Source organism: uncultured Kordia sp. (assembly GCF_947496985.1).
Taxonomy (GTDB): domain Bacteria; phylum Bacteroidota; class Bacteroidia; order Flavobacteriales; family Flavobacteriaceae; genus Kordia.
This window is the reverse complement of the sequence record NZ_CANMEZ010000001.1, coordinates 252824-277793: the sequence shown is the minus strand read 5'-3', so window position 1 is coordinate 277793 and position 24970 is coordinate 252824. Positions and strand designations below refer to the sequence as shown.

The following is a 24970-nucleotide window of genomic DNA, read 5'->3' as shown; positions in this document are numbered from 1 at the left end:
AAGAATCAATAAATGTGTAATAATTGTTAAAAAAAACAATGTAGAATTCAAAAAACTGAATTACTTTTGCGGCATCTCAAAGGGGTGCAATTTGAATTATATTCAAAACGCTGAGATTATACCCAATGAACCTGGGCAGGTAATGCTGCCAAGGGAGGAACTGAACTTTGAAAATGTGAAAACATATAAAAAGGGTTAGTATGCCGACAGTCATAGTCTGTCAATTTTTTAATCATTATTATTTTAATCAAAGAATAATTACCCCTTTTATTCGTCGCTAAATTTATAGTACGAATGAAAAACTTATTCGCTTTTTTATGCCTTTTTGTACTCTCAGTCAGTATACAGGCGCAGAATTTTACATTATCAGGAACCATTTCAGATGAATCAGGGCAAGTATTGCCAGGTGCTACTGTATTGGTAAAAGGAACAACCAATGGTACCGTTTCTGATGTTGAAGGAAAGTATGCTTTAAAGCTTTCCAATGGAACATACACAATAGTAGTAAGTATGCTTTCCAAACCTATTGAAAAAACAGTGACAATTACAAAAGACACTGTTTTAAACTTTACTCTTGGTGCAGAAAATGAAGCTTTAGACGCTGTATTAATTTCTGCAGTTCGTGTAAATGCCGATTCTCCAATTACCTATTCCAACTTGGAAAAAGAGGAAATTGAAAAACGAAATCTTGGACAAGACATTCCAGTTTTAATGAACTTTATGCCTTCTGTGGTAACAACTACAGATGCTGGAGCAGGAGTTGGGTACACAGGTATTCGTGTGCGTGGTAGTGATGCTACACGTGTAAATGTAACAATTAATGGAATTCCGTTTAATGATGCAGAAAGTCAAGGAACCTTTTGGGTTAATTTACCAGACATGGCTTCATCTACGGAGAGTATTCAGTTGCAACGAGGAGTTGGAACATCTACAAACGGATCTGGAGCTTTTGGAGCAAGTTTAAGTTTATTAACGGATGCAACCTCTGAAAAAGCAAATGGAGAAATTTCAAATACATTTGGAAGCTTCAATACAAGAAAACACACCGTAAAATTTAGTACAGGAAAGCTAAATGAAAATTTCGAATTAGCAGGTCGTTTATCTAAAATTAAATCTGACGGATACATTGATCGAGCAAGTTCTGACTTAAGCTCATACTTTTTACAAGCTTCATTTGTAGATGAAAACACGTTGATAAAAGCATTGGCTTTTGGAGGACATGAAATTACATACCAAGCTTGGAACGGAATTGATGAAACAACATTACGTGAAAACAGAACTTTCAACCCTTCTGGTCAATACACAGATGAGAATGGTAATGTACGTTTCCATGACAATGAAGTAGATAACTACAGACAAGATCATTACCAATTTCACTGGAATCAAAAACTTTCAGATAGTTGGACAACAAATTTGGGTTTGAACTACACGCGAGGAAGAGGTTTCTTTGAGCAATACAAAGAAGACGAACCTTTTGATGAATATGGTTTTGAAGAAATTGTAATCAATGGAACTACTATTAATGAAACTGATTTAATTCGTAGACGTTGGTTAGACAATGATTTCTATGTAGTAAATGCAAATGCAAATTACAAAAAAGGAAATCTTGATATGGATTTTGGAGCATTCTTAGGAATCTATGATGGTGATCATTTTGGAGAAGTAATCTGGGCACGTTTTGCTAGCGATAGTGAAATTAGAGATCGTTACTATGATGGAAATGCAAAGAAAAATGAACTAAGTTTCTTCACAAAAGCAACAATTCGCTTAAATGATAAAGTAAGTTTATTTGGTGATTTGCAATTGCGTACAATAAGCTATAAAACAACAGGAGTTAACTCGGATTTAGATCTGTTCAATATTGATGAAGATTTTACATTCTTCAATCCGAAAGCAGGGATTAACTATAAAGTCAATGCAAACAATAGTTTATATTTCTCGTATGCAAGAGCAAACAGAGAGCCAAACCGAAGCGATTTTGAAAACAACAATAATGTAAAACCAGAACAACTAGATGATTTTGAATTAGGTTGGCGTTGGAAAGGTGAAAACTTTACGGTAAATACAAACGCATACTACATGTTATACAATGATCAATTGGTATTAACAGGTGCGTTGGATGATACAGGAACGCCTTTGCGTACCAATAGCGGTAAAAGTTACCGTTTAGGTTTGGAAATTGATGCTTCTATAAAATTAAGTGAAGAATTCACTGTACGTCCAAATGTAGCAATTAGTACAAATAAAAATAAAGACTTTGTAACATCAAAAGATGGAGGTTTGGTAAGCTTAGGAAATACAAATATTTCTTTCTCACCTGATTTTGTAGCAGGAAATATTTTCACTTATACACCATCTGAAAGCTTTCAAGTTTCCTTGTTATCTAAATTTGTAGGAGAACAATACATGGGTAATATTGACTCAGATGTATCAAAATTAGATAGTTATTTCATCAATGATTTAAACCTTACATATGAAATCAAGGTAAATAAAATCTTTGAATCGATTACATTTTCTGGTTTAATCAATAATGTTTTTGGTGTAGAATATGTATCAAATGGATATTTCTTTACATTCGATGATACTTGGTCAAACCCAGGAACAACTACAACTATTGAAGGAGCTGGGTTTTATCCACAAGCTACTAGAAACTTCTTGTTAGGAATGACATTAAAATTCTAACAATAAATCTACCATAGTATAAAAAAAAGCGACTTCAAAAGAGTCGCTTTTTTAATACTATTGTCTCGTACTGAAGCCTCAATACTATTTCTCTAATTATTTGAAATTGTCAATACGTCACCAGATTTAGAAATACGATAATTAATCATTGGATAATTTTCGCCACCTTCTATCGGATTCAATAATTGCCCGTTTGCTAAACTATATTCGTAATCTTCACAAGAACATTTAGCCAAAACACCTTCAATAGACATTTGTGAGCAGTTGTTCGGAATATGATTAGGACAACTTGCTTCCCAAGCTAAAAACTGATCTCCGGATAAGTTAAATACAAAAAAACCACGAACACCACCACCATTTCCAATAAAAGCAGAACCTCCAGCAAAACGTAAATTATCATACAAAGGAAATCCTAAATCAATTTGAAATTGAACCAAAGCATTAGGTATGTATGGATTATTATTCATTCCACCATCATCAGAGTTGCATGAAAATAATATTACAACTGTACAACATAAAATCAAGAAACGTTTCATCTATTTATATTAAATTATATTTTTAATTAAGTCGTTTAAAAATCCAAAAATTAGCATTTGCATTCTTATTTTTATACAATATTAAGCGAGTATAAAATTTACGTCTCGCAAGTTACATAAAATCATTTTTTAAAAATCACATTCACGACCACTTTAAATATTTTCTTATATTTGTATAACAAATCCCGTAATTAATGGGATTTTTTTGCGTTATAAAATCCATGTTAGTGAATATATTACGCAAAACAGATCTATGAATAGATAGAAAACGAAGAAATTATGAGTAAAGTATCTTATTATACACCAGAAGGACTAAAAAAGTTAAGAGACGAATTAGATCATTTAAAAAATGTTGAAAGATTAAAAGCTTCACAAGCTATTGCTGAAGCAAGAGATAAAGGGGATTTAAGTGAAAATGCAGAATATGATGCCGCCAAAGAAGCGCAAGGATTATTAGAGATGCGTATTTCAAAAATGGAAACGGTACTATCAACGGCAAGAATCATTGATGAAAGTCAATTAGATACATCTAAGGTGTTAGTGCTTTCTACGGTACGCATGAAAAATACAACTAATGGAATGGAAGTAAGCTATACGTTAGTTGCAGAAAGTGAAGCTAACTTAGCCGCGGGGAAAATTTCAGTAACGTCTCCAATAGGAAAAGGCTTGCTGGGGAAATCTGTTGGTGAAATTGCTGAGGTAAAAGTGCCAAACGGAACCATGAACTTTGAAGTACTAGAAATTACCAGAGGTTAGTCGTAAATCAAAATACAATCATAAAAAATCCTTTTTCACATGTTAAAAAAGGATTTTTTTGTATTTATACAAAGAACTTTTTTATCTTAGAACCACATAAAATTACTGCCCATGCCTTCGATCTTCACTAAAATAATCAACGGAGAAATTCCATCATACAAAATCACAGAAGATGAAAACTATTTTGCGTTTTTAGATATCAATCCAAATAGTGTTGGACATACATTGTGTATTCCAAAACAGGAAGTTGATAAAATCTTTGATTTGCCAGAAGAAACATATATGGGATTAATGCGTTTTTCGCGAAAAGTTGCAATTGCTATAGAAAAATCAATTCCATGTCAACGTGTTGGTATGACTGTAATTGGACTAGAAGTTCCTCATACTCATGTGCATTTAATTCCATTGCAGAATATGCAAAGTATGGATTTTAGAAATAGTCAGAAATTAACTCCTGAAGAATTTCAAGAAGTCGCTGATAAAATTAGAGCTGCATTGTAACTTCGGCACCGCTCAGTTTACAAGTTTTGCATATTTATTTTTAAGGTTCGATGAAAAAGATTGAGGTAGTTCATATTAGAATATCTATGAAAAGTGTATAATTTGTAGTTTTAAACATCAAACTACACAACTGTTTTCAACGAAATTTGCATGGTAGTTCCTTTTCCTAGCTCTGATTTTAGCACTTTCACTTTACCATTATGATAATTCTCAACAATACGCTTTGCTAGTGATAAACCTAATCCCCAACCGCGTTTTTTACTCGTAAATCCTGGCTGGAAAACCTTTTTGAAATTTCGTTTCGGAATCCCTTTTCCGTTATCAGTAATTAGAATCTTTACATATGTATCTGCAGGAATAATTTCTAATTTTAGATCACCTTTTCCTTTCATTGCATCTATGGCATTTTTAACCATATTTTCAATCGTCCAGCTATATAATTGTGCATTAATTTCACTATAAATAGGAGTCTCAGGAGCTTCTATTGTAAAGTTAATAAGCTTAGAAGAGCGTGTTAGTAAATAATTATAGGAGTCTTTAGTTTCTTGTACAATATCCAAACGTTTCAAAGTTGGAATAGAACCAATCTTAGAAAAGCGCTCTGTAATTGTTTGTAGACGATCAATATCTTTCTCAATCTCCATGATATATTCAGGATCGACATTTTCGGTCTTCAAAATTTCGGTCCAACCAACTAATGAGGATAATGGAGTTCCAATTTGATGGGCGGTTTCTTTTGCCATTCCTGCCCATAACTTGTTCTGTTCAGAAGCTTTTGTAGCACTAAAAAAGAAATACGCAACAGCCGCAAACAACAAAATAATTAGCAGTAAAGCTAGTGGATAATATTTGAGTTTGTTCAGTGTTTCTGAGTTTCCGTAGTAAACAGTTCCTGTTTGGATATATTTTTTCAAACCTTTATCATAATACTTAAGAATGATAGGTTGATTCTCTTTTGAAAGTTTAAGAATCGTTTTATCAATATAAGCAGCATCTTTTATCTTTATACTATCAATATTTATAGCATCAATTTCTCCCTTAATTGTTTTGGTAATGATAGGGTTTGTATATTCTTGGGCTTTTGTAATGATGTTTAAAGGAAGATTACTTATTTCTACATCAATATCTTGACCAGAGCTTATCTCAGCGATAGCTTCTGCCCAAATTTCCATTTTAATTCGTTCATCTTTTTTGAATTCTTGAAAAAAGATATAGGTATTCCATAAAATTCCTGAAACAATCGCAAAAGACGTTAGAATAAGAATCCAACGGATAAAAACAGGTTTATTTTTAAAAATCATAAAAACATTTTGAAAGTACTAATATAAACGAAAAGAAGGAGTTTTATTGTTTGATTAGTAATATGTAGAAAGATCATCTAAGATTAGCGGAATGAAAGTTACTTAAGATATTATCTTAAGCTTCTCCATTTTTGCAGATTAATCTGTAGTTAACTCCACCCAAAATATTAAAGTGCTCAGTTTTTGTCAATTTTTTAATGTCATCAGTTTGTGAAAAATGTTTTTAATCATAATTAAAAAAGTTCATAGTTGATAATTCTTCAATAATAATTATAAAGTATAATTAAGTAGTATTTAGCTTCCTTAGAAAGTAAGTAATGACGCATTTATGTCAAAAATAAATATAGTTGCTTCCTCCGCTTTTTTACACTAATTTTGTGCCACTCAAAAACATTGAAAATGGTATCAATTGATCCAAAAGAAATTCCAACAGCCAAACTTCATGGCTATCTGCTAGGAGCAGTTGCACCAAGACCAATAGCATTTGCAAGTACTGTTGATGCAGAAGGAAATCCAAACCTATCTCCGTATAGTTTTTTCAATGTATTTAGTGCCAATCCGCCAATTATGATTTTCTCGCCTGCGCGAAGAGTTCGTAACAATACAACAAAACATACGCTTGAAAACGCAATGGCGACCAAAGAAGTGGTAATTAATGTAGTAAATCATGCTATCGTACAACAAATGTCGCTGAGTAGTACGGAATATGCCGAAGGTGTAAACGAGTTTGAAAAGGCTGGGTTGACAATGTTGCCTTCTGACATAGTAAAACCGTTTCGCGTAGCTGAATCTCCTGTACAATTTGAATGCAAAGTGAATGAAGTTGTACATTTAGGAAATGAAGGTGGCGCAGGAAACTTAATCATCTGTGAAGTTGTTAAACTACACATTAATGAAGACGTTTTAAACGATCGTGGAACTATTGATCATTATAAAATTGATTTAGTTGCCCGCGCAGGAGGAAGTTATTACAGTAGAGCACGTGATGGTTTTTTTGAAATTCCAAAGCCAATTGCTACCTTGGGAATTGGTGTTGACCAAATTCCAGAACATATTCGTATGAGTAAAGTTCTAACAGGAAACGATCTTGGAATTTTAGGAAATGTAGAGCAATTACCTACGGAAACGGAAATACAAGAATTTAAAAAGACAACTGAAATTACAATTTCAGAAAACAAAGAAACAAATCATAAAACAGCACAAGAGTTTTTAACAAAAGGAGATGTGAAAACTGCTTGGAAAATATTATTAGTAAAATAAATAACATGGAAGTACAAGGAAAAATAAAAATGATTGGAGAAACTCAGACGTTTGGGAACAATGGGTTTAGAAAGCGTGAAGTTGTGGTAACAACAGAAGAACAATATCCACAACACATTATGGTGGAATTTGTACAAGACAAAACAGATTTATTAAACAATTTTCAAGTTGGACAACCTGTAAAAATTAGCATCAACTTACGTGGTAGAGAATGGGTTAATCCACAAGGAGAAACTAAATATTTCAACTCTATTCAAGGTTGGAGAATTGAAGGAGCTCAGCAAGAAGCGCCTGCAGCAGGAATGCCTCCAGTGCCACCAGCAGATGCATTTGAACCAGCAAATGATTTCAAAGAAGAAGATCACGACGATTTACCTTTTTAGAAATTATAACATATAAAAAAACCTCTTGAATCGTATTCAAGAGGTTTTTTTATTTAATACGATTTTAGTTTTTGAATAGCAACATGTAGTTGTGTATCCTTATGATTTAAAAAATCGTGATACGTTTGTACAACTCTAATATCTGGTTTAACTCCATCTCCGTATTGTTGATCTGACAACTGTTTTACATCTTGCTCTAAATCTACGATGGAAAAAGTTAGCTCTAATTTAGAATTTGGTAATTGATACGTTACAGGAATATGGCCTGTATGTCCATAATATCCACCCAAGGTTTCTTCGCCAATTAGAATTGTATTTTCATCACTCTTTAGTAGACTCGCAAACAAAGAACCAGCCGAAGCTACAAAAGGATCAATTAGCACTATTATATTTCCATAAAAAGCATTTTTAGTTGGATTCCAAACTTTATTAAAAGTAGTGTTTTGATAATACTTTCCAGCTTTTAAAATTGAATGTTCTTCTTCTAATTCCTCCGCTAATTCTTGAATATCATCATCTATATAATATTCTTTATTTGGAATTTTTTGGAATAATGTAAAAGCACTTGTATTTTCTCTAAATGTTCTTTTTGTTAAATATGAATACAAAAGCAGGTCATTAGGATCATTTCCGCCGCCATTTCCACGAATATCTACAATTAAATTTGGGGTGTTTTGCGTTTGTAAGCTGTTAAAAACAGAATCTAAAAACTTTGTGTATTTCTGATGACCTTCAGATTTTGGTCCACCAAGAGCAAAGGTTGTTATTTCCAAAATTCCAGTATGAATACTATCCACATATGTATAGCTGTAGTCTTTACTTTTTCGTTCTTCATAAGTTTTTGAAAATCGATTTTTATAATTTCTGTAAAAAGCACTATATGCAACACTACGAATATTAGCGTCTTGAGTGTTCTCCGTATTCTTCAACTTATATTTTAGATTAAAACTATTTTGTTCTCCGAATGCCAAGTATATATAAAACGGCAGCCAATCGGTTTCAATATTCGCATACTTTCCTGTAGTATTAAAACCATCTGTACTTACATACCTTGCAACACGTTTCGAAAATTCATCCACAGGAATGTTATTAACGCTAATGATTTCGCTGCCAAGAGGAATTCCTTTATAATCTATATTTGTATAGAGTTTATCATCAATATATTTTAATGGTATTGGAAAGAATATTTTTTGTTTACTTAGTTCCTTGTCTAAAGAGTCAGGATAGTGTAAATTATTATGACAACTACCTGTATAATCGATCACATTCCACAATGTATTATAAAAATTTCGATACGAAAATTTCTTCGTAATACGTTTTCTATTGGAAGAAAAAACGCTGTCTATTTCTGTTTTGGTGTGATACTTGTAAAGTCCAGAATTAGCATTTCTATAAATATTGCTAAAGAGCTCATAATCTTCCAACATTTCTTTTTGAGTAAGTATATCAGATTGATTGTTCGCAGCTTCTTCATTCTCTGATGCACAGGAAACCAATAAAAGAATAATTGAGAAAAGTATTAGGTGTTTCATAACGTCAAATTTTATACATACAAAATTGATGTTTAAAAATCAGATACTTGGTTAAGCGTTGGTTAAAGAGCGGTTAATGTGAATTGAGCTTAAAAATAAAACTTAATAGTTAAAGTGCTTAAGGGTAGTGGTTTATGGTTTTTTAAGTTAATTGAGAGTTAATGTTGAGAGTCTAAAATGAAATGCAATTTTTTTGTATCAAAACTAAGCACATTTAGTGAAGACGAAAAGAAAGCATAATTTCGTAAATTCACCACAAAAACCAATCAATGCAAATCACCAAAGCCATCGAAACGCTCTTTAAGCGTTATTTACCTTCACCTTTTACGATCGCTGTTTTATTGACATTGCTAACAATTGTATTAGCAACATTTTTTACAATACCAGAAACATCAACTACAGGAGCACATTTTGTACAAGTATTATCGTATTGGGAAGATGGAATTTGGAATTCAGGCTTACTCGTTTTTGCTTATCAAATGATGTTGATTTTGGTTTTAGGACATGTATTAGTATTAAGTAAACCCGTCAATAAAATTATTTTAAAAATCACAAAATCGGTTACAAATACTACGAATGCAGTGATTTTAGTAAGTGTAACAACAATGTTAGTTGCTTTTTTTAATTGGGGATTGGGTTTAATTTTTGGAGCTATTTTAGCAAGAAAAGTTGGAGAACATGCTCAGAAACACCAAATTCCAATTAATTATCCGTTAGTTGGTGCTGCAGGTTATGTTGGATTAATGGTTTGGCATGGCGGAATCAGTGGTTCGGCGCCTTCAAAAGCTGCTGAATTAGGACATTTAAAAGGATTGATGAGTGGAATGTTAGATGCGAATGTAATGGCGCAAATTCCAGAAATGATTCAGTCTACACAGACTATATTCAGTTGGTGGAATTTACTCTTATTTGGTGTTCTATTAATAATCATTCCTTTGGTATTAAGTATAATTTCAAAAAAAACAAAAGCTACCGAACTCAATTTGCCAAACTATGAATTTGAAACAATAAAGAAAGAAACACTAGCCGGAGCAGAAAAACTCGATTACTCTTTTTGGTTCGCAATTCCGTTTGGAATTTTAGTACTATTTGTATTTTTCATTCAATACGGAAATAGATTAGATTCGCTTTCGCCAAACATGCTCAACTTTCTAATGTTAGGTTTAGCAATCATTTTACACGGGAATTTCAAAAGTTTTTTAAACGCTGTAGAAGAAGCCATCAAAGGAACTTCGGGAATTTTAATACAATTTCCACTCTATTTCGGAATTATGGGAATTATGAAAAGCTCTGGAATGGTCGGAATGATTTCTGATTCATTCGTATCAGTTGCAACGATTACAACCTTACCAATTTATACTTTTTTTAGTGCAGGATTGGTAAATATATTTGTGCCAAGCGGCGGCGGACAATGGGCAATACAAGGTCCAATTGTTATTGAATCCGCTTTAAAATTGGGGGTTCCATTACCAAAAGCAATTATGGCATTGGCGTATGGAGATCAAATTACAAATATGTTACAACCATTTTGGGCATTACCACTTTTAGGAATTACACGATTAAAAGCAAAAGAGATATTACCATACACCATTATTTTAATGTTAATAGGCTCTTGCGTGTATATTTTAGGCTTATTAATAATATAAAAAAAGTCCCGAAAACGGGACTTAATATTGTGGTTTTAGGCTTTAACCTTAACGTACTAATTCAAAAAGCAAATGATGAAATAAATTTTTTAGAAATGTTAAGATTATCACAAAATTGGTGAAAAATTACTAAAAATCAAAGATTTATGTGTGCTTTTCTAAAAGATAGTACCCAATTTAAAAACAAAACATGTACATTTTAACAGAAGAACTGATATTTCCACCTGTAGAAGAAACTTCTCCTGAAGGCTTTTTGGCGATTGGCGGCGATTTGTCTCCTGAACGATTAATATTAGCATATAAAAGTGGAATTTTTCCTTGGTTCAGTGATGATGAACCCATTGTTTGGTGGTCTCCTGATCCGAGAATGGTATTGTTTCCAGAGGATTTAAAAGTATCTAAAAGCATGAAGCAATTACTGCGAAAAAATGCTTTTAAAGTTACGTACAATCAAGCTTTTTCAGAAGTAATTGATGCTTGCGCCAAAATGTATAGGCCGGGACAAGATGATACTTGGATTACCGAAGAAATGAAAGAAGCGTACATCGAGTTATATAAACTAAAATATGCAGTTTCTGTAGAGGTTTGGCAAGATGAAAAACTCGTTGGTGGTATTTACGGAATTGATTTAGGACATATATTTTGCGGTGAAAGTATGTTTAGCAAAGTCAGTAACGCAAGTAAATACGGTTTTATTCATTTGGTAGAACAATTGAAAAAAAATGGTTACCAACTCATCGATTGCCAAATGTATACAGATCATTTGGCAAGTTTAGGTGCATATGAAATTCCGCGAGAAGTATTTTTGTCGTATTTGGAGAATGGAGATTAAAAAAATGAAAAATTCATAGATTCAAACGTTGTGTTAATCTTCAAATTCAGTATTATATAGTTTTAAAAATATAATAGCTAAAAGCAGAGTGATTTACTTTTTATATCTTCAAAATTACAGAAGTTAATATAAACAAAATTTCATTAGTGTCATTCGTATAATCTTCAAAACGGTATTCCAGACCAGTTTGAAACTTTAGGTTTTTTGTCCATTGCCAACCAATTTGTGTTGTAAAACGTTGATCAATTTGTGGAATATCTGGTTTTGCAACACTTAGTAATGATTCAAAATTGGTAACTAAATAAGGTTCACCAACATCCAACTTTTCTCCTTGTAAAGGAAAATCGATTGTAAATCTATAGCGAAAACGATGTATGGTTTTGTTTGTTGTAATACGTTGTTCAGATCGTAATCTATGTCCAAATCTTACAATATTTGGTCGATATGCATAATTATATTGTTGTGTTAAGCGAAGTTCATTGCTTTTGTCTTCAAAATTTTCACGAAAACGATACATAATTCCTGCACTTATACTATGATTTGAATTAAAACTATAAGTTGAAAAGTGAATAAATTCAAACTGTCGCATGGTGAACTCAAATTCATCATCTCGATAGATATAATTTCTCGCTTTTGTTGCGAAATTCACTTTATAAGCATCATTTACAGTATGATTTACGGCAAAAAGTGGTTCGAAAAAAGTGGTAAAATCGTTTTGCGAATTGGCTGAATATGAACAGAGAATTATCGCGAAAGCAACAAAAAATCTAATATAAGATGTGATCATACGAGCTTTGAATAATAGTTCTTACCTGTTTAAAGTTGCCATCTTTATTAAATGTAATTTCAATAAAAAAACGTTTCTTGTCTTTCTTCACTTCGGCAATGATTTCATAAGAGAAGTTTTCTTTGGTATTCCCTGAAAAAGCATCTTTAAGTACTTTTTTGGGCTTTGAATTTTCGTTCTGATATTGTCGCTGAATTTTTTTCAATCGAAAAGATGAATATGCGTTATACATATGTTTTTTAATCTTTTCCAGTGTTTTTGGTTTGATGCTTTTTGCTTTAATGGTAATTTCAACATCTTCTAAAATTCCTTGTTTACTAAACTCAATACTATATTTTCTTCCTTTGTATTTAAGCTTTATTTCGTAACTCGATTTTAAACTATCTTGCTCTCTATAATACTTTACTTTTTTAATCTTTTTAGGTAGGTTGTTTTCTAAAAACTCTATAGCGTTTTGAGGGAAATTAGTCTTTTGAATGCGTTCTTCTTTTTCGTGTTTAAACGAATTTTGCGCACTACAAAACAGTGAACAACCCAATAATAGTATTACAAAAAATGATCTCATAATTTCTGAACTTCTTTATAACGAAAACAATCTATCGTATGATCGTTTACCATTCCTGTGGCTTGCATGTGTGCGTAAATAACGGTAGAGCCAACAAATTTAAAACCTCTCTTTTTTAAATCTTTACTCAATGCATCTGACAATTCTGTAGTTGCAGGAACATCTTGCCTATTTGCAAATACATTTTGAATTTGTTTTCCATCGGTAAATTTCCAGATATAGTCTGAAAAACTTCCAAATTCTTCTTGAATCTTCATAAATGCTTGTGCGTTGGTAATGGTCGCTTTTATCTTTAGTTTATTTCGAATAATACCAGCATCTTGTAATAAACTATTGTACTTTTCGTCGTCGTAGTTGGCAATCTTTTTATAATCAAAATTATCAAATGCTTTTCTAAAATTTTCACGCTTTCGCAGAATTGTAATCCAACTTAAACCAGCTTGAAACGTCTCTAAAATTAAGAATTCAAACAAAGTGTCATCATCTCGTACAGGAACGCCCCATTCTTCATCGTGATATGCTACATATAAAGGATCGTCTCCGCACCACGTACATCTTTTTTTATCTAAAAATTCCATAATTTTCTGAGTAAAATAATTTCATGACAAACATCATAAAATGTCTTTGATTCGTTTTGTAAATTTACAACGTTAAATATTGAGAACAAAGAATTCAAAATTCACTTTCGTAAGTTTTTTAGAAAATAGCGACTGATTTTGAGTAAAACGATAGCAAATGACAACTACAGATACACAGATAAAAAATATAATAGACGAAAGTCTACAGAAAGCAATTTCATACCCTGAATATAGAACTTTAGTGCAAAATTTAGTAGCCGAAGGAAAATCGACAGGTGAGTTACAAACCGAAGCATTATCAAATTATTCAATGTTGAATGACAAGCGTATGAAGCGTTTGGACAAAACAACGAAGTTAACAGAAGAAGCTGTTGCTGAAATTACAGCGTATAATGGTAATGTTACTTGGTTGGTATTGACAGAAAGTTGGTGTGGTGATGCTGCACAAACAATGCCAGTGATTCATAAAGTTGCAGAGTTGAATGAAAACATTACCCTAAAAGTTGTAATGAGAGACGAAAATGAAGCGTTGATGAATGAGTTTTTAACCAATGGAGGAAAGTCAATTCCGAAATTAATTGCAATTGATAATGCTTCTGGAAATGTTTTAGGAGATTGGGGACCAAGACCTTCAAAAGCAACAAAGTTGGTAAATGATTATAAAGCTGTACATGGTAAGTTAACACCTGAATTTAAACAAGATTTACAGGTTTGGTATAATAAAGATAAAGGACAGAACACAGTAAGCGATTTGTTGAAATTGGTATAATTAGATTAGAAAATAAAAGATTAAAGGATTGAACTGTTATAAAATGGTTTGATCCTTTTTTGTTGCTAGAGAGTTTAAAAACTATAGATTTTTGTTTACGTAAGACATACAAACTCTCAATACTAACGTCTCAATTCTCACTACTCACTCGAAGACTATCACCGAAAGCTTCAGGAGAAATGCCATCTTTTACATCAAAATCACCAATTTTTGTACGACGTAATGTGGATAAATGCGCACCAGAACTCAATGCTTTTCCAAAGTCGTGTGCTAAAGAACGAATATAAGTTCCTTTGCTACAAACCACTCTAAAATCAATTTCAGGAAGTGCAATTCGGGTAATTTCAAATTCGTTAATTGTTATTTTTCTAGATGGAACTTCTACTTCTTCGCCAGCACGAGCCAATTCGTACAATCGTTTTCCATCTTTTTTTAAAGCTGAAAATATCGGAGGAACTTGATCAATTTCACCTAAAAACTGTTTTGTGGCTTCTTGGATCATTTCATCCGTAATGTGAACTGTTGGAAATGTTTCATTAATTTCACTTTCCAAATCGTACGAAGCTGTTGTGCCGCCAACTGTAATTGTTCCTGTATATTCTTTAACCTGACCTTGAAATTGAGATATTTTCTTTGTGTTTTTTCCAACACAAATGACTAATAATCCAGTAGCTAACGGATCTAAAGTTCCTGCATGTCCAACCTTTAACTTCTTAACTTTAAAAGTAGATTTTAATGCCCATTTTACTTTATTAACTGCTTGGAATGAAGTCCAGTTCAAAGGTTTGTCAATCAGTAGCGTTTGTCCAGCTTGGTATTCTTCGAGCGTTTTCATTTAGAAATAAGTATCATATCCTACATATCCAATTGCGATCAATCCGACAACCAAACAGTATATTGAGAAATAACTTAGCTTGCTTTTCTTTACCAAATTTATCATCCATGTACAGGCAAATAATCCGGCAATAAATGCAGCTATAAATCCAGCAGAAAGTGGAACAATTTGAGAACTTTCTAGTGCAAGCTCTCCACTAAAAATATCTTTTCCAATTTTACCAAAAATCAACGGGACTACCATTAAAAACGAAAAACGAGCTGCTTTTGTTTTGTCATTTCCGAGTAAAACAGATGTTGAAATTGTAGCTCCAGAACGTGAAATTCCAGGCAACATGGCTATTGCTTGTGCAATTCCAATAATGGCAGCATTGGAATAACTAACGTCTTTTTTTGTATTTTTTGCTTTATCGGCTAAATACAATAATATCGCAGTAATTATAAGCATGAAGCCAACTAGTAGAATATTTCCTTTAAATAAAGCTTTCAATTGATCTTCTAATAAAACACCAACTAAAGCAGCTGGAATCATCGAAATGATGATTTTTAAAGCAAATTTGAAATCGTCATTCCATTTAAATTGAAGTATTCCTTTAAGTAACTCTAAAATATCCTTTCTGAAAATTACAATGGTACTTAATGCAGTTGCAAAGTGTACAACAACTGTAAAAAGTAAATCTTCTTTGAGTTCAACACCTAAAATAGCTTTTCCTAATTCAATGTGTCCGCTAGAAGAAACGGGAAGAAATTCTGTTAATCCTTGAATAATGCCAAGGATAATTGCATTAATTACATCCATGAACTAGGAATTCGGATTCAACAATATGGCATATACTTCAATGGTAAAACCAGCAATTACCAGCATTGGTGCTAAGTGAATTCGTTGTGCATTGTAAACAGCTTCATTGAATACATTTGGATCGTCGCTTCCACCACCAGACATTAGGATAAATCCTAAAGCAATCACAGCGAGTCCAATAAACATAAAGAGATAGTTTTTCTTTCCAAAAACAAACCCTTGTTTTGGTTGCGGTGTATGTTGTGGTGTAGATTTTTTGCTACTTTCTGACTTCTTTTTTTTCATGTACGTTCTAATTTACAATTCCCATCCGAATGTAGAAAGTCATAAAAGTATTTTTAAAACTCGCTATACACAATAGTTGTTCCTTTTTCCAATCTAGAAATATGTGGAACAATACCATCTGGACTTACTAATGTCCATCGGTTTGGGCAGTACAAAGTAACGGTTTTATTTAAAACTTTTGAACTTAATTGCGCTAAATTTACGCCTTTTTGTATACCTCTATTGATATAGTAATAATGGCTATCGTTTTCTAATCGAATTTGAATATCATTAGAAGTTCCTTGTTCAATAGAAACTATTTTGCCAGAAATTAGCACACAATCATCCGATTTTACCGAGGTTACTGGCTTGAATGAATATGCTAAAAATACAACTAATGCTATGCCTAAAAATATAAATGTGAGTCGTTTCATCGTTTATAGTTTTTTAAAATTAAACAGTATAATTATCACGTAAATATTTTCATCATAAATTATGGGTTTGGATTTGTTGATGTAAATATAACTCAATATTCTGCTAAATATTTTACAACAAAAGGTTAAAAGCTGTTAATATTTTGATTCAAAGGAAGTTAGATTGCACTCGAGAATACGGGTATTTTCTATTTTCTTTTTTGACTTCTAATGGTTAAAATCATTGCAAAAATCAATAATATACTTGATAAATTTCGCATCCAAAATCCACGATCATATGCTTCGGAAGATACAATGTTGACAATAATTAAAATAACACTGGCAACGATTAAAATAATTGGAAGAATAATTTTTTTCATCTTAATAGTACAATTGATCTGTTCTTAAGTTCAAGAAACGTTGTGTAGCAAAGAAACTACTAATCCAAGTAATCAAAACACCAATCAGGAAGATTCCAGCAAATACAGATCCTATCAAAATTTTATCATTGGCAAGTTGTAATTGTGGCAAGGATTTATTTACATAATACAATACACCAGCCATTCCTGCCAAAGCTAAAATTGCAGCAATAATGCCCATTTTTATACCATTCCAAATAAAAGGCCTACGAATAAAACTCTTTGTAGCACCAACCATTTGCATCGTTTTAATAGTAAAACGTTTTGCATATACAGACAAACGGATAGAACTATTAATCAATAACGCGGCAATAAGTGCAAAGAAGATACAGGTAATCAAAATACCGAGTCCAATACGTTTAATATTAGCATTCAATTTAGAAACAAGTGGTTTGTCAAACGAAACTTCTGAAACAAAATTCTTTTCTGAAATCTCAGCAGCAATCGTTTCTAATTGCTCGGCCGAAACAAACTGTGCATTCATATACACATCTAACGAATTCAATAGCGGATTCTCACCTAAATACTGCACGAAATCTTCTCCGATATCTTCGGTTAAATTAGCCGCAGCTGCTTCTTTCGATACAAAATCTGCAGATTTTGTATATTCCGCTAAAGCTAATGTTTTTTGTAACTGTTTAATCTCAACATCTTTGGCACTATCTTTCAAATACACAGTCAGGGCTATCTTTTCTTTATAATAATCAGCTACTTTCTTAGTATTTAATACCAATAAACCTAAAATCCCAAGTAAAAAAAGTACAAGCGTCGTGCTCAATACAACTGAGAAATACGAAGAAATCAATCGGTTTTTTTGATACTTTTCAAAAGAAGAACTCATAAATAATGCATTAGATATGTAAAACTATAAATTATAAAATTATAAAAGGTGAATTTTAAATTAAAACTTCGACTCTGCTCCATTTTCTTTCGCTATTTTTAGAACAAAGACACTTAAAATAAAAACACAATAAGTTCAATTTAATTGTTCTCTGTCATAAGTTTTTGTGTTTTTAATATACCTAATGGTTGATACGAGTATTTTTAATTTTTTCGTTAAGAAAGCTAATATTCCTTTCTAAGTTTGAAATATCTCGATTAGGTTTCATAGAAGTAGTATAGTCTAATAATTCAAGGAAACGCTGTAATACTTTTTCTAAAAAAGAAAGTTCAAGATCAACATACGTTCCTAACTCTACACTTACATCATTCGATAAATCATAGGAATCTTCATCATTGCAATGTATAAAACATAAGCAAAGTATTCTTTTAGCATCCAAATAATCGAGCTTGTGAAAAATAGGTTCTAGAAATAAAAAATAACCAATGTCAGAAAGGCTTTTGGAAGGAATTGTAGTTATAATAGATTCAAAATATAACCAATCTTCTTCCTGTATTACGTCAATCAAATCAGCAAACTGTTGTCCAAGTTCATTTTCCCATGCAAAATAGAATCCATCACTAAACTCTTGCTCCGTAAAATTAACTAAAGCATTTACTTTCTTAAAAGATTTCATGTCCCTTTTATACGCTGTTTAAATAGGAGTGAGGTTTTTGTGTCACCTAAAAGCAAAGAAACAAAAAACATTCATGACTCCTTTTCTAAATATAAAACTTAACACCTAATAAACAACGAACAAACTTTTGTCTTTCATACAATAACCTTTAAATTTGCGCTTCTTTAAAAACAATCAAAATGAAGTACAATTTCAACGAAATTGAAGCCAAATGGCAAAAATATTGGGCTGAAAACGGAACGTTTCATGCAGAAAGTCAATCAGACAAACCAAAATATTACGTACTCGATATGTTTCCTTATCCATCAGGAGCCGGACTGCATGTTGGTCATCCATTAGGCTATATTGCTTCAGATATTTATGCACGTTACAAGCGTCATCAAGGGTTCAATGTATTGCATCCACAGGGATATGATAGTTTTGGGTTACCAGCAGAACAATATGCAATTCAAACGGGTCAACATCCTGCAATTACCACAAAAACAAATGTAGCTCGTTACCGTGAACAACTAGATAAAATAGGTTTCTCTTTTGATTGGAGTAGAGAAGTACGTACTTCTGATCCTGCGTATTACAAATGGACGCAGTGGATTTTTATCGAACTTTTCAATTCGTGGTATAATGTAGAAAGTGATAAAGCGGAGCATATTGATACATTGATTTCAATATTTGAAGCAGAAGGAAACGCAAACGTAAAAGCAATATGTGATGATGATATTGAGATTTTCGCTGCCGCAGAATGGACTCAGTACGACGCAAAGACAAAACAAGAAATACTATTAAAATATAGATTGACATACTTAGCCGAAACGGAAGTAAATTGGTGTCCAGCTTTAGGAACCGTATTGGCGAATGACGAAATTGTAAACGGAGTTTCTGAACGTGGAGGACATCCAGTAGTGCGTAAAAAAATGACACAATGGAGCATGCGAATTTCTGCATATGCACAACGTTTACTTGATGGTTTAAATACAATTGATTGGCCGCAACCACTAAAAGACTCACAAACCAATTGGATTGGTCGCTCGCAAGGTGCAATGGTGACTTTTAAAGTTGATGGGCATGATGCAAATATTGATGTATTTACAACACGACCTGATACAATTTACGGTGTAAGTTTTATGACGCTTGCGCCAGAACACGATTTAGTAGCAAAAATAATAACAGCTGATCAAAAAGAAGCAGTTGAAACCTATAGAGAAGCAACTTCAAAGCGTAGCGAACGCGAACGTATGGCAGATGTAAAAACCATTTCAGGTGTATTTACAGGCGCATATGCATTACATCCGTTTACAGGTGAAAAAGTGCAAATCTGGATTGGTGATTACGTATTAGCAAGCTACGGAACAGGAGCCGTAATGGCAGTTCCATGTGGAGATCAACGTGATTATGACTTTGCAAAACACTTTGGACTTGAAATTCCAAACATCTTTGAAGGTGTTGATGTTTCTGAAGAAGCACATGCAGACAAAGAAGGAACTAAAATTGCAAACTCTGATTTCTTAAACGGTTTATCATACAAAAAAGCAATGAAAACCGTGATTTACGAAATGGAAAAACGCGGTTTTGGAAAAGGAAAAATAAACTATCGTTTGCGTGATGCTGTATTCTCGCGTCAGCGTTATTGGGGAGAACCATTTCCAGTTTACTACGTAAATGGAATGCCACAAATGATCGATGTACAACATTTACCAATTGCATTGCCAGAAGTTGAAAAATACTTGCCAACCGAAACGGGTGAACCACCATTAGGAAATGCTGAGGTTTGGGCTTGGGACACCAATACAAATACAGTTGTTAGTAATGATAAAATTGACAGCGAAACAATATTTCCACTAGAACTCAACACCATGCCAGGTTGGGCAGGAAGTTCTTGGTACTTCTTCCGTTACATGGAAAAAACATTACGTGAAGACAACTTTGCAAGTGAAGAAGCTTTAAAATACTGGGAAAGTGTAGACTTATATATTGGTGGAAACGAACATGCAACAGGACACTTATTATATGCTCGTTTTTGGGTAAAGTTCTTAAAAGACAGAGGTTTTGTCGGTGTTGATGAACCGTTTAAAAAACTCATCAACCAAGGAATGATTTTAGGAACTAGTGCTTTTGTTTATGAAATAACTTCTGAAGATAAAGGTAATCCAAATGTTTTTATTTCGGCTCAAATTTTCCATAAGTCTGATACTGAAAGTGATCACTTTGAGAAAAGGGATGATTTACTTAAAGCTAAAGGGTTTACTAGTGAAGAAATAAAAAATGTAAAATTCAGATCAATTCATACAGATGTTTCATTAGTAAATGCTTCTGATGAATTAGACATGGAAGGTTTTAAAAATTGGCGTGCTGATTTTAAAGATGCAGAGTTTATCTGTGAAAAAGATGGAACATTTAAAGTTTCTCGCGAAGTCGAAAAAATGTCGAAATCAAAATACAATGTCGTAAATCCTGATGAAATCTGTGAAGAATACGGAGCCGATAGTTTGCGTTTGTTTGAAATGTTCCTTGGACCTTTAGAACAAGCGAAACCTTGGAATACTGCTGGAATTTCAGGAGTATTTGGATTCTTAAAGAAATTATGGAAATTGTATATTGGTGAAGAAGGTGCATCGAAAATTACAGATGCTGCACCAACGAAAGACAACTTAAAAACACTACACAAAACGATTAAAAAGGTGCAGGAAGACATTGAAAACTTCTCGTTCAATACGTCGGTAAGTACCTTTATGATTTGTGTAAACGAATTGACAGCACAAAAATGTGCAAGCAAAGAAATCCTAGCACCATTAACGATCTTAATTTCACCGTACGCGCCGCATATTGCTGAAGAATTGTGGGAGCGTTTAGGAAATGCGGAATCTATCGCAACAGCGAAATTCCCAACATTTGAACCAAAACATTTGGTAGAAAGTTCAAAGGAATATCCTGTGTCATTCAATGGAAAAATGCGTTTCAAAAAAGAATTGCCATTAGATTTATCAAAAGAAGAAATCGAAAAAATAATCTTAGAAGACGAACGTACACAAGCACAATTAAACGGAAGAACTCCTAAAAAAGTGATTGTAGTTCCTGGGAAAATTATAAATATAGTAGGATAAACGTATCTTCATATATATAAAACCTCGCTTATTTGGCGAGGTTTTTTTATATCATAACTGAAATAGAAATTAATGATAAACATTAATTAATTATTCTTTTTCATTAACTATACTGAAAATAAATTATATTTGAGAAAAAAGAAATGAAGCATAAGTTACCGTTTGTGATTGGAATAAGTAGTTTGCTATTGTATAAATTATTATACTACTTTACAGGAAACATATACTTAGCCTTGTCCGTGTTTATTGTTCCAATTTCTATGTTGGTTTTAAATATATTTTTACGAAAAAAACTTCGTTATAAATCGTGGTTTTTATCGAAATACAATAGCTTTCTGGAAAAAGAAATTTCAACATTTGAATCCGATATACCAAAAGAACTACTCTTTCAAAAAGTGTTAGAAGTCTCCGTTTCATCTTCATTTAACGAGCTAGATTCAAACGTAGAAACATCTGAACTACTAATTGGGACAACTCCAAATTTTTGGACTTGGGGCGAAAATATGTATATCGAAATCAAAGAAAAGGATAGTGAAACTTCAGTTGTAAAAATAACAAGTGTCACAATTTATGGAAGTTATTCGTGGAATAGGAATCGTGCAAACTACCAACACTTTTACAAGTCTTTTCAGCAATCATTAACCATATAAACGAATCGTATGGCTATCGTTGTACACTTAGATGTAATGCTCGCAAAGCGAAAAATGCAGCTCAAAGAACTTTCTGAAATAGTAGGGATTTCTGTAGTAAACTTATCAATACTCAAAAAAAGTAAAGGAAAAGCAATTCGTTTTTCTACACTAAACGCAATATGCATGGCACTAGATTGTCAGCCTGGTGATATTTTGGAATGTGTATCAGACGAAAAACATACACAACAATGAGTTGGATTCTTGGAACTGTATCGATACTGATTTTTATCTTTCTATTCAATAATTATTCGAAGAAGAAAAAGAAAGAAAAACTAAAAAAGAGCTTGCTTGGAAATTGGGGGAAACCAAAAAAGAAAGAACGTTTTAACTTCGATTTAATCGCAAAATACTTTGTGAACAATACTGATCAAAAAAATGTTTTTCATCGTATTTCTGATAAAACGCAGGCAGATTTAGACTTGCACGAACTTTTTAAATTTATAGATAGAACTTGTTCCAAAGTTGGGCAACAATATTTATACTACAAGTTGCGAACAATTCCGTCACTAAAGGTATTGCTAAAATTTGATACGCTAGTTGAGGTATTTCAAAAAGATGCGTCGCTTCGAATACAAAGTCAATTGTTATTATCTGAATTGCGATTTCACAGTGCCTATGATTTGGAAAACCTGTTAAATGGGTTACAGGTGAAAAAATCTAAAATAGTCTGGTTGGCACATTGTTTAAATATAGGAACGATTCTGTTTTTTTGTTTAGGGTTTTATAATCCTACATTCTTCTTGTGTATTGCGCCAATATATATGGTGAATGTGTATTTACATATAAAAAATAAACGAAATGTAAACTATTACTTAAGCGGTGTAAAACAACTTTCAAAGGCGCTTCGAATCACTAAAAAATTAGAAAGTTATGAAGCGATTAAAAAGCATTATGAAGACTTCTTGTTTATAAAAAAGATTGATGCTATCAAATTGAAAACTGAATTTTTAGGCTTTGAAACCAATTTGTTAACCAATGAATACTTCTTTGCTATTTGGATGGTGATTGAATCGTTTAAGGTGTTTTTAAATATAGAATTCTTAGTATTCAATAGTTTTATTGATGGTATTACGGAAGAAAAAGATAGTATAAAGGCATTATTTGTTCGTATTGGAGAAATTGATGCAGCAATAGCAACAGCTTCTCTTAAGTCAGGTGAGCTGCAAACCTGTACTCCAGAATTTGCTACAACAAAAACAATGGAAGTTTCCGAAATTATGCACCCTTTAGTGGATAAATGTGTTGCCAATGATTTACATATAATAGACAAAAGCGTATTAATTACAGGTTCTAACATGTCTGGTAAAACGACTTTTATTCGTACTGTTGGAATCAATAGTTTGCTGGCGCAGACACTCCATATATGCTTTGCGAAAACTTACAAAGCGCCATTTCTAAAACTATACTCTTCTATTCGTATTTCAGATGACTTGCTAAAAAAAACAAGCTATTATTTGGAAGAAGTGCAAACTATGAAAACCTTACTAGATGCTTCAATAAATGAAATTCCTTGTTTATTTATTTTGGATGAATTGTTTAAAGGAACAAATACAATTGAACGGATTTCAGGCGGAAAAGGAATATTATCATATCTAAATGAAAACCAGAATATTGTATTTGTGTCTACACATGATATAGAACTTACCGAAATGTTACAAATAACGGGTTATGAATTATTCCACTTTAGTGAAACCATTGCAAATGAAACATTAGTTTTTGATCATAAAATAAAATCGGGAAGATTAACAACGCAAAATGCAATTAGAATTTTAGAATTGTATGACTATCCTAAAGAAATCATAACAGACGCTAGAGATACACAGGAAAAATACTTTAGTAAGTAAAATAGTTAGCGAATACTAAGTGTCGTAGAAATCAAATTAGTCCAATAATACTATTCAAAAGGTAGTTTTTTGCTAAAAAGACACGCAATTCATCGCAAAAACTGACAAAACTTCATGTAAATACAAACCTCGCTTATTTGGCGAGGTTTTTGTATTTTAGGAGATATACAAAATAGAATATTATGTTTTCAAGTGGATATATGCTCCTAGCGGGCGCAATAATGTTGGTAAGTATGTTTGTAAGTAACAAGCTTAAAAGTAAGTTTGCATATTACTCTAAACTTCACTTACGTAATGGAATGAGTGGTGCAGAAATAGCGGAAAAAATGCTTGCAGATCATGGAATACGAGACGTAAAAGTAGTTTCTGTACGCGGAATGTTAACAGATCATTACAATCCTAGGGATAAAACGGTGAACCTTAGTGAAGGTGTATACAACCAGCGAAATGCTGCGGCTGCGGCAGTAGCGGCTCATGAAGTTGGACATGCTGTACAACATGCAAAAGGATACAAATGGTTGCAAATGCGATCGAAAATGGTGCCTATGGTAAGTGTAGCTTCAAAATTTTCACAATGGGTTATCTTTGGAGGAATTGCACTTATGGCAGGTCAAGGAGCTGGATTAGGTCAAAATATTTTAATCATAGGATTAGTTATGTTTGCATTAGGAACTGCGTTTAGTTTTGTAACACTTCCTGTAGAATATGATGCAAGTAACAGAGCGTTACGTTGGTTAAAACACAAAAATATGGTATCACAAGAAGAATTTTTGGGCGCGCAAGATGCTCTCAAATGGGCGGCAAGAACGTATGTTGTAGCTGCACTTGGTTCGTTGGCAACCTTACTATATTTTATGAAATATCTCAACAGGCGCTAAAATAGTAATAAATAAGATTCTGAAATAAGTTCAGAATGACGTTTTAGAATCTTTAAGTGTAACGCCTTGAGTATTATTGAGATT

At 32.6% G+C, this 24970-nt stretch carries 25 protein-coding genes; 13 read left to right on the top strand and 12 right to left on the bottom strand.

The window, feature by feature from the left end; genetic code table 11:
- Positions 1-294: 294 nt before the first annotated feature.
- Positions 295-2682: a TonB-dependent receptor gene (locus Q0828_RS01385; protein ID WP_298417046.1), complete on the top strand. Its 2388-nt coding sequence runs from the start codon at positions 295-297 to the stop codon at positions 2680-2682.
- Between the two features lie 92 nt (positions 2683-2774).
- Here the strand turns inward: Q0828_RS01385 and Q0828_RS01380 are convergent, their stop codons facing one another.
- A complete protein-coding gene (locus Q0828_RS01380; protein ID WP_298417044.1) occupies positions 2775-3218 on the bottom strand; it encodes a hypothetical protein in 444 nt (147 codons plus the stop codon).
- A 279-nt stretch (positions 3219-3497) separates the two neighbouring features.
- Between Q0828_RS01380 and greA the strand changes: the two genes are divergently transcribed.
- Positions 3498-3974 carry a transcription elongation factor GreA gene (gene greA, locus Q0828_RS01375; RefSeq protein ID WP_298417042.1) on the top strand — a complete coding sequence of 159 codons (477 nt, stop codon included), beginning with the start codon at positions 3498-3500 and terminating at the stop codon, positions 3972-3974.
- A 111-nt stretch (positions 3975-4085) separates the two neighbouring features.
- On the top strand, positions 4086-4475 hold the full coding sequence (locus Q0828_RS01370) for an HIT family protein (protein ID WP_298417039.1): 390 nt from the start codon (positions 4086-4088) through the stop codon (positions 4473-4475).
- 122 nt (positions 4476-4597) lie between these two features.
- Here Q0828_RS01370 and Q0828_RS01365 read toward each other — a convergent pair whose 3' ends face one another.
- Positions 4598-5776 carry a HAMP domain-containing sensor histidine kinase gene (locus Q0828_RS01365; RefSeq protein ID WP_298417038.1) on the bottom strand — a complete coding sequence of 393 codons (1179 nt, stop codon included), beginning with the start codon at positions 5774-5776 and terminating at the stop codon, positions 4598-4600.
- A gap of 399 nt (positions 5777-6175) precedes the next feature.
- On the opposite strand from Q0828_RS01365, the gene Q0828_RS01360 reads away from it, so the two are divergent.
- Entirely contained in the window at positions 6176-7036 is an 861-nt protein-coding gene (locus tag Q0828_RS01360) for a flavin reductase family protein (RefSeq protein ID WP_298417037.1), read from the top strand.
- Between the two features lie 5 nt (positions 7037-7041).
- Positions 7042-7419 carry a DUF3127 domain-containing protein gene (locus tag Q0828_RS01355; protein ID WP_298417035.1) on the top strand — a complete coding sequence of 126 codons (378 nt, stop codon included), beginning with the start codon at positions 7042-7044 and terminating at the stop codon, positions 7417-7419.
- Between the two features lie 53 nt (positions 7420-7472).
- Here Q0828_RS01355 and Q0828_RS01350 read toward each other — a convergent pair whose 3' ends face one another.
- On the bottom strand, positions 7473-8951 hold the full coding sequence (locus Q0828_RS01350) for a S41 family peptidase (protein WP_298417033.1): 1479 nt from the start codon (positions 8949-8951) through the stop codon (positions 7473-7475).
- Between the two features lie 269 nt (positions 8952-9220).
- Between Q0828_RS01350 and Q0828_RS01345 the strand changes: the two genes are divergently transcribed.
- The gene (locus Q0828_RS01345) at positions 9221-10597 is read left to right on the top strand and encodes a TIGR00366 family protein (protein ID WP_298417031.1); all 1377 of its coding nucleotides are present in this window, start codon (positions 9221-9223) and stop codon (positions 10595-10597) included.
- Positions 10598-10787: 190 nt separating this feature from the next.
- A complete protein-coding gene (gene aat, locus Q0828_RS01340; protein WP_298417029.1) occupies positions 10788-11429 on the top strand; it encodes a leucyl/phenylalanyl-tRNA--protein transferase in 642 nt (213 codons plus the stop codon).
- Positions 11430-11529: 100 nt separating this feature from the next.
- On the opposite strand, the gene Q0828_RS01335 is transcribed toward aat, so the two are convergent.
- Genes Q0828_RS01335 through Q0828_RS01325 form a run of 3 tightly spaced genes read right to left on the bottom strand, consistent with a single transcriptional unit; the run spans position 11530 to position 13359 of the window.
- Complete coding sequence (locus tag Q0828_RS01335; protein ID WP_298417027.1) at positions 11530-12216, bottom strand: DUF2490 domain-containing protein; 687 nt, start codon at positions 12214-12216, stop codon at positions 11530-11532.
- The gene (locus tag Q0828_RS01330) at positions 12197-12781 is read right to left on the bottom strand and encodes a hypothetical protein (RefSeq protein WP_298417025.1); all 585 of its coding nucleotides are present in this window, start codon (positions 12779-12781) and stop codon (positions 12197-12199) included. The genes Q0828_RS01335 and Q0828_RS01330 overlap by 20 nt, the downstream gene beginning before the upstream one ends.
- Positions 12778-13359 (bottom strand): DNA-3-methyladenine glycosylase I, encoded by a 582-nt coding sequence (locus tag Q0828_RS01325; RefSeq protein WP_298417023.1) that lies wholly within the window; start codon positions 13357-13359, stop codon positions 12778-12780. The genes Q0828_RS01330 and Q0828_RS01325 overlap by 4 nt, the downstream gene beginning before the upstream one ends.
- A gap of 157 nt (positions 13360-13516) precedes the next feature.
- Between Q0828_RS01325 and Q0828_RS01320 the strand changes: the two genes are divergently transcribed.
- Entirely contained in the window at positions 13517-14128 is a 612-nt protein-coding gene (locus Q0828_RS01320) for a thioredoxin family protein (protein ID WP_298417022.1), read from the top strand.
- 130 nt (positions 14129-14258) lie between these two features.
- Here Q0828_RS01320 and truB read toward each other — a convergent pair whose 3' ends face one another.
- The 6 genes from truB to Q0828_RS01290 form a co-directional block, all read right to left on the bottom strand.
- Positions 14259-14963: a tRNA pseudouridine(55) synthase TruB gene (gene truB / locus Q0828_RS01315; protein WP_298417020.1), complete on the bottom strand. Its 705-nt coding sequence runs from the start codon at positions 14961-14963 to the stop codon at positions 14259-14261.
- Positions 14964-15761, bottom strand: a complete 798-nt coding sequence (locus tag Q0828_RS01310) for an undecaprenyl-diphosphate phosphatase (RefSeq protein WP_298417019.1) — start codon at positions 15759-15761, stop codon at positions 14964-14966.
- Between the two features lie 3 nt (positions 15762-15764).
- A complete protein-coding gene (locus Q0828_RS01305; RefSeq protein ID WP_298417018.1) occupies positions 15765-16046 on the bottom strand; it encodes a DUF3098 domain-containing protein in 282 nt (93 codons plus the stop codon).
- 53 nt (positions 16047-16099) lie between these two features.
- On the bottom strand, positions 16100-16459 hold the full coding sequence (locus tag Q0828_RS01300) for a hypothetical protein (RefSeq protein WP_298417016.1): 360 nt from the start codon (positions 16457-16459) through the stop codon (positions 16100-16102).
- A 360-nt stretch (positions 16460-16819) separates the two neighbouring features.
- Positions 16820-17698, bottom strand: coding sequence for a permease-like cell division protein FtsX (locus Q0828_RS01295; RefSeq protein WP_298417014.1), 879 nt, complete (start codon positions 17696-17698; stop codon positions 16820-16822).
- A gap of 181 nt (positions 17699-17879) precedes the next feature.
- A complete protein-coding gene (locus tag Q0828_RS01290; protein WP_298417012.1) occupies positions 17880-18374 on the bottom strand; it encodes a hypothetical protein in 495 nt (164 codons plus the stop codon).
- Between the two features lie 179 nt (positions 18375-18553).
- Here Q0828_RS01290 and Q0828_RS01285 point away from each other — a divergent pair, with 179 nt between their 5' ends.
- From Q0828_RS01285 to Q0828_RS01265, 5 genes are all read left to right on the top strand, one after another.
- Positions 18554-21472, top strand: coding sequence for a class I tRNA ligase family protein (locus Q0828_RS01285; RefSeq protein WP_298417011.1), 2919 nt, complete (start codon positions 18554-18556; stop codon positions 21470-21472).
- Positions 21473-21615: 143 nt separating this feature from the next.
- On the top strand, positions 21616-22122 hold the full coding sequence (locus Q0828_RS01280; protein ID WP_298417010.1) for a hypothetical protein: 507 nt from the start codon (positions 21616-21618) through the stop codon (positions 22120-22122).
- Positions 22123-22131: 9 nt separating this feature from the next.
- Complete coding sequence (locus tag Q0828_RS01275) at positions 22132-22356, top strand: helix-turn-helix transcriptional regulator (protein ID WP_298417008.1); 225 nt, start codon at positions 22132-22134, stop codon at positions 22354-22356.
- Entirely contained in the window at positions 22353-24008 is a 1656-nt protein-coding gene (locus tag Q0828_RS01270) for a DNA mismatch repair protein MutS (protein WP_298417006.1), read from the top strand. The genes Q0828_RS01275 and Q0828_RS01270 overlap by 4 nt, the downstream gene beginning before the upstream one ends.
- A 182-nt stretch (positions 24009-24190) precedes the next feature.
- A complete protein-coding gene (locus tag Q0828_RS01265; protein ID WP_298417004.1) occupies positions 24191-24886 on the top strand; it encodes a zinc metallopeptidase in 696 nt (231 codons plus the stop codon).
- The last annotated feature ends 84 nt before the right edge of the window (positions 24887-24970 follow it).

Bases quoted from the DNA above. Each gene is read 5' to 3' on its own strand.
- Q0828_RS01385 (WP_298417046.1), top strand. From the start codon at position 295: ATGAAAAACTTATTCGCTTTTTTATGCCTTTTTGTACTCTCAGTCAGT.
- Q0828_RS01380 (WP_298417044.1), bottom strand. From the start codon at position 3,218: ATGAAACGTTTCTTGATTTTATGTTGTACAGTTGTAATATTATTTTCA.
- greA (WP_298417042.1), top strand. From the start codon at position 3,498: ATGAGTAAAGTATCTTATTATACACCAGAAGGACTAAAAAAGTTAAGA.
- Q0828_RS01370 (WP_298417039.1), top strand. From the start codon at position 4,086: ATGCCTTCGATCTTCACTAAAATAATCAACGGAGAAATTCCATCATAC.
- Q0828_RS01365 (WP_298417038.1), bottom strand. From the start codon at position 5,776: ATGATTTTTAAAAATAAACCTGTTTTTATCCGTTGGATTCTTATTCTA.
- Q0828_RS01360 (WP_298417037.1), top strand. From the start codon at position 6,176: ATGGTATCAATTGATCCAAAAGAAATTCCAACAGCCAAACTTCATGGC.
- Q0828_RS01355 (WP_298417035.1), top strand. From the start codon at position 7,042: ATGGAAGTACAAGGAAAAATAAAAATGATTGGAGAAACTCAGACGTTT.
- Q0828_RS01350 (WP_298417033.1), bottom strand. From the start codon at position 8,951: ATGAAACACCTAATACTTTTCTCAATTATTCTTTTATTGGTTTCCTGT.
- Q0828_RS01345 (WP_298417031.1), top strand. From the start codon at position 9,221: ATGCAAATCACCAAAGCCATCGAAACGCTCTTTAAGCGTTATTTACCT.
- aat (WP_298417029.1), top strand. From the start codon at position 10,788: ATGTACATTTTAACAGAAGAACTGATATTTCCACCTGTAGAAGAAACT.
- Q0828_RS01335 (WP_298417027.1), bottom strand. From the start codon at position 12,216: ATGATCACATCTTATATTAGATTTTTTGTTGCTTTCGCGATAATTCTC.
- Q0828_RS01330 (WP_298417025.1), bottom strand. From the start codon at position 12,781: ATGAGATCATTTTTTGTAATACTATTATTGGGTTGTTCACTGTTTTGT.
- Q0828_RS01325 (WP_298417023.1), bottom strand. From the start codon at position 13,359: ATGGAATTTTTAGATAAAAAAAGATGTACGTGGTGCGGAGACGATCCT.
- Q0828_RS01320 (WP_298417022.1), top strand. From the start codon at position 13,517: ATGACAACTACAGATACACAGATAAAAAATATAATAGACGAAAGTCTA.
- truB (WP_298417020.1), bottom strand. From the start codon at position 14,963: ATGAAAACGCTCGAAGAATACCAAGCTGGACAAACGCTACTGATTGAC.
- Q0828_RS01310 (WP_298417019.1), bottom strand. From the start codon at position 15,761: ATGGATGTAATTAATGCAATTATCCTTGGCATTATTCAAGGATTAACA.
- Q0828_RS01305 (WP_298417018.1), bottom strand. From the start codon at position 16,046: ATGAAAAAAAAGAAGTCAGAAAGTAGCAAAAAATCTACACCACAACAT.
- Q0828_RS01300 (WP_298417016.1), bottom strand. From the start codon at position 16,459: ATGAAACGACTCACATTTATATTTTTAGGCATAGCATTAGTTGTATTT.
- Q0828_RS01295 (WP_298417014.1), bottom strand. From the start codon at position 17,698: ATGAGTTCTTCTTTTGAAAAGTATCAAAAAAACCGATTGATTTCTTCG.
- Q0828_RS01290 (WP_298417012.1), bottom strand. From the start codon at position 18,374: ATGAAATCTTTTAAGAAAGTAAATGCTTTAGTTAATTTTACGGAGCAA.
- Q0828_RS01285 (WP_298417011.1), top strand. From the start codon at position 18,554: ATGAAGTACAATTTCAACGAAATTGAAGCCAAATGGCAAAAATATTGG.
- Q0828_RS01280 (WP_298417010.1), top strand. From the start codon at position 21,616: ATGAAGCATAAGTTACCGTTTGTGATTGGAATAAGTAGTTTGCTATTG.
- Q0828_RS01275 (WP_298417008.1), top strand. From the start codon at position 22,132: ATGGCTATCGTTGTACACTTAGATGTAATGCTCGCAAAGCGAAAAATG.
- Q0828_RS01270 (WP_298417006.1), top strand. From the start codon at position 22,353: ATGAGTTGGATTCTTGGAACTGTATCGATACTGATTTTTATCTTTCTA.
- Q0828_RS01265 (WP_298417004.1), top strand. From the start codon at position 24,191: ATGTTTTCAAGTGGATATATGCTCCTAGCGGGCGCAATAATGTTGGTA.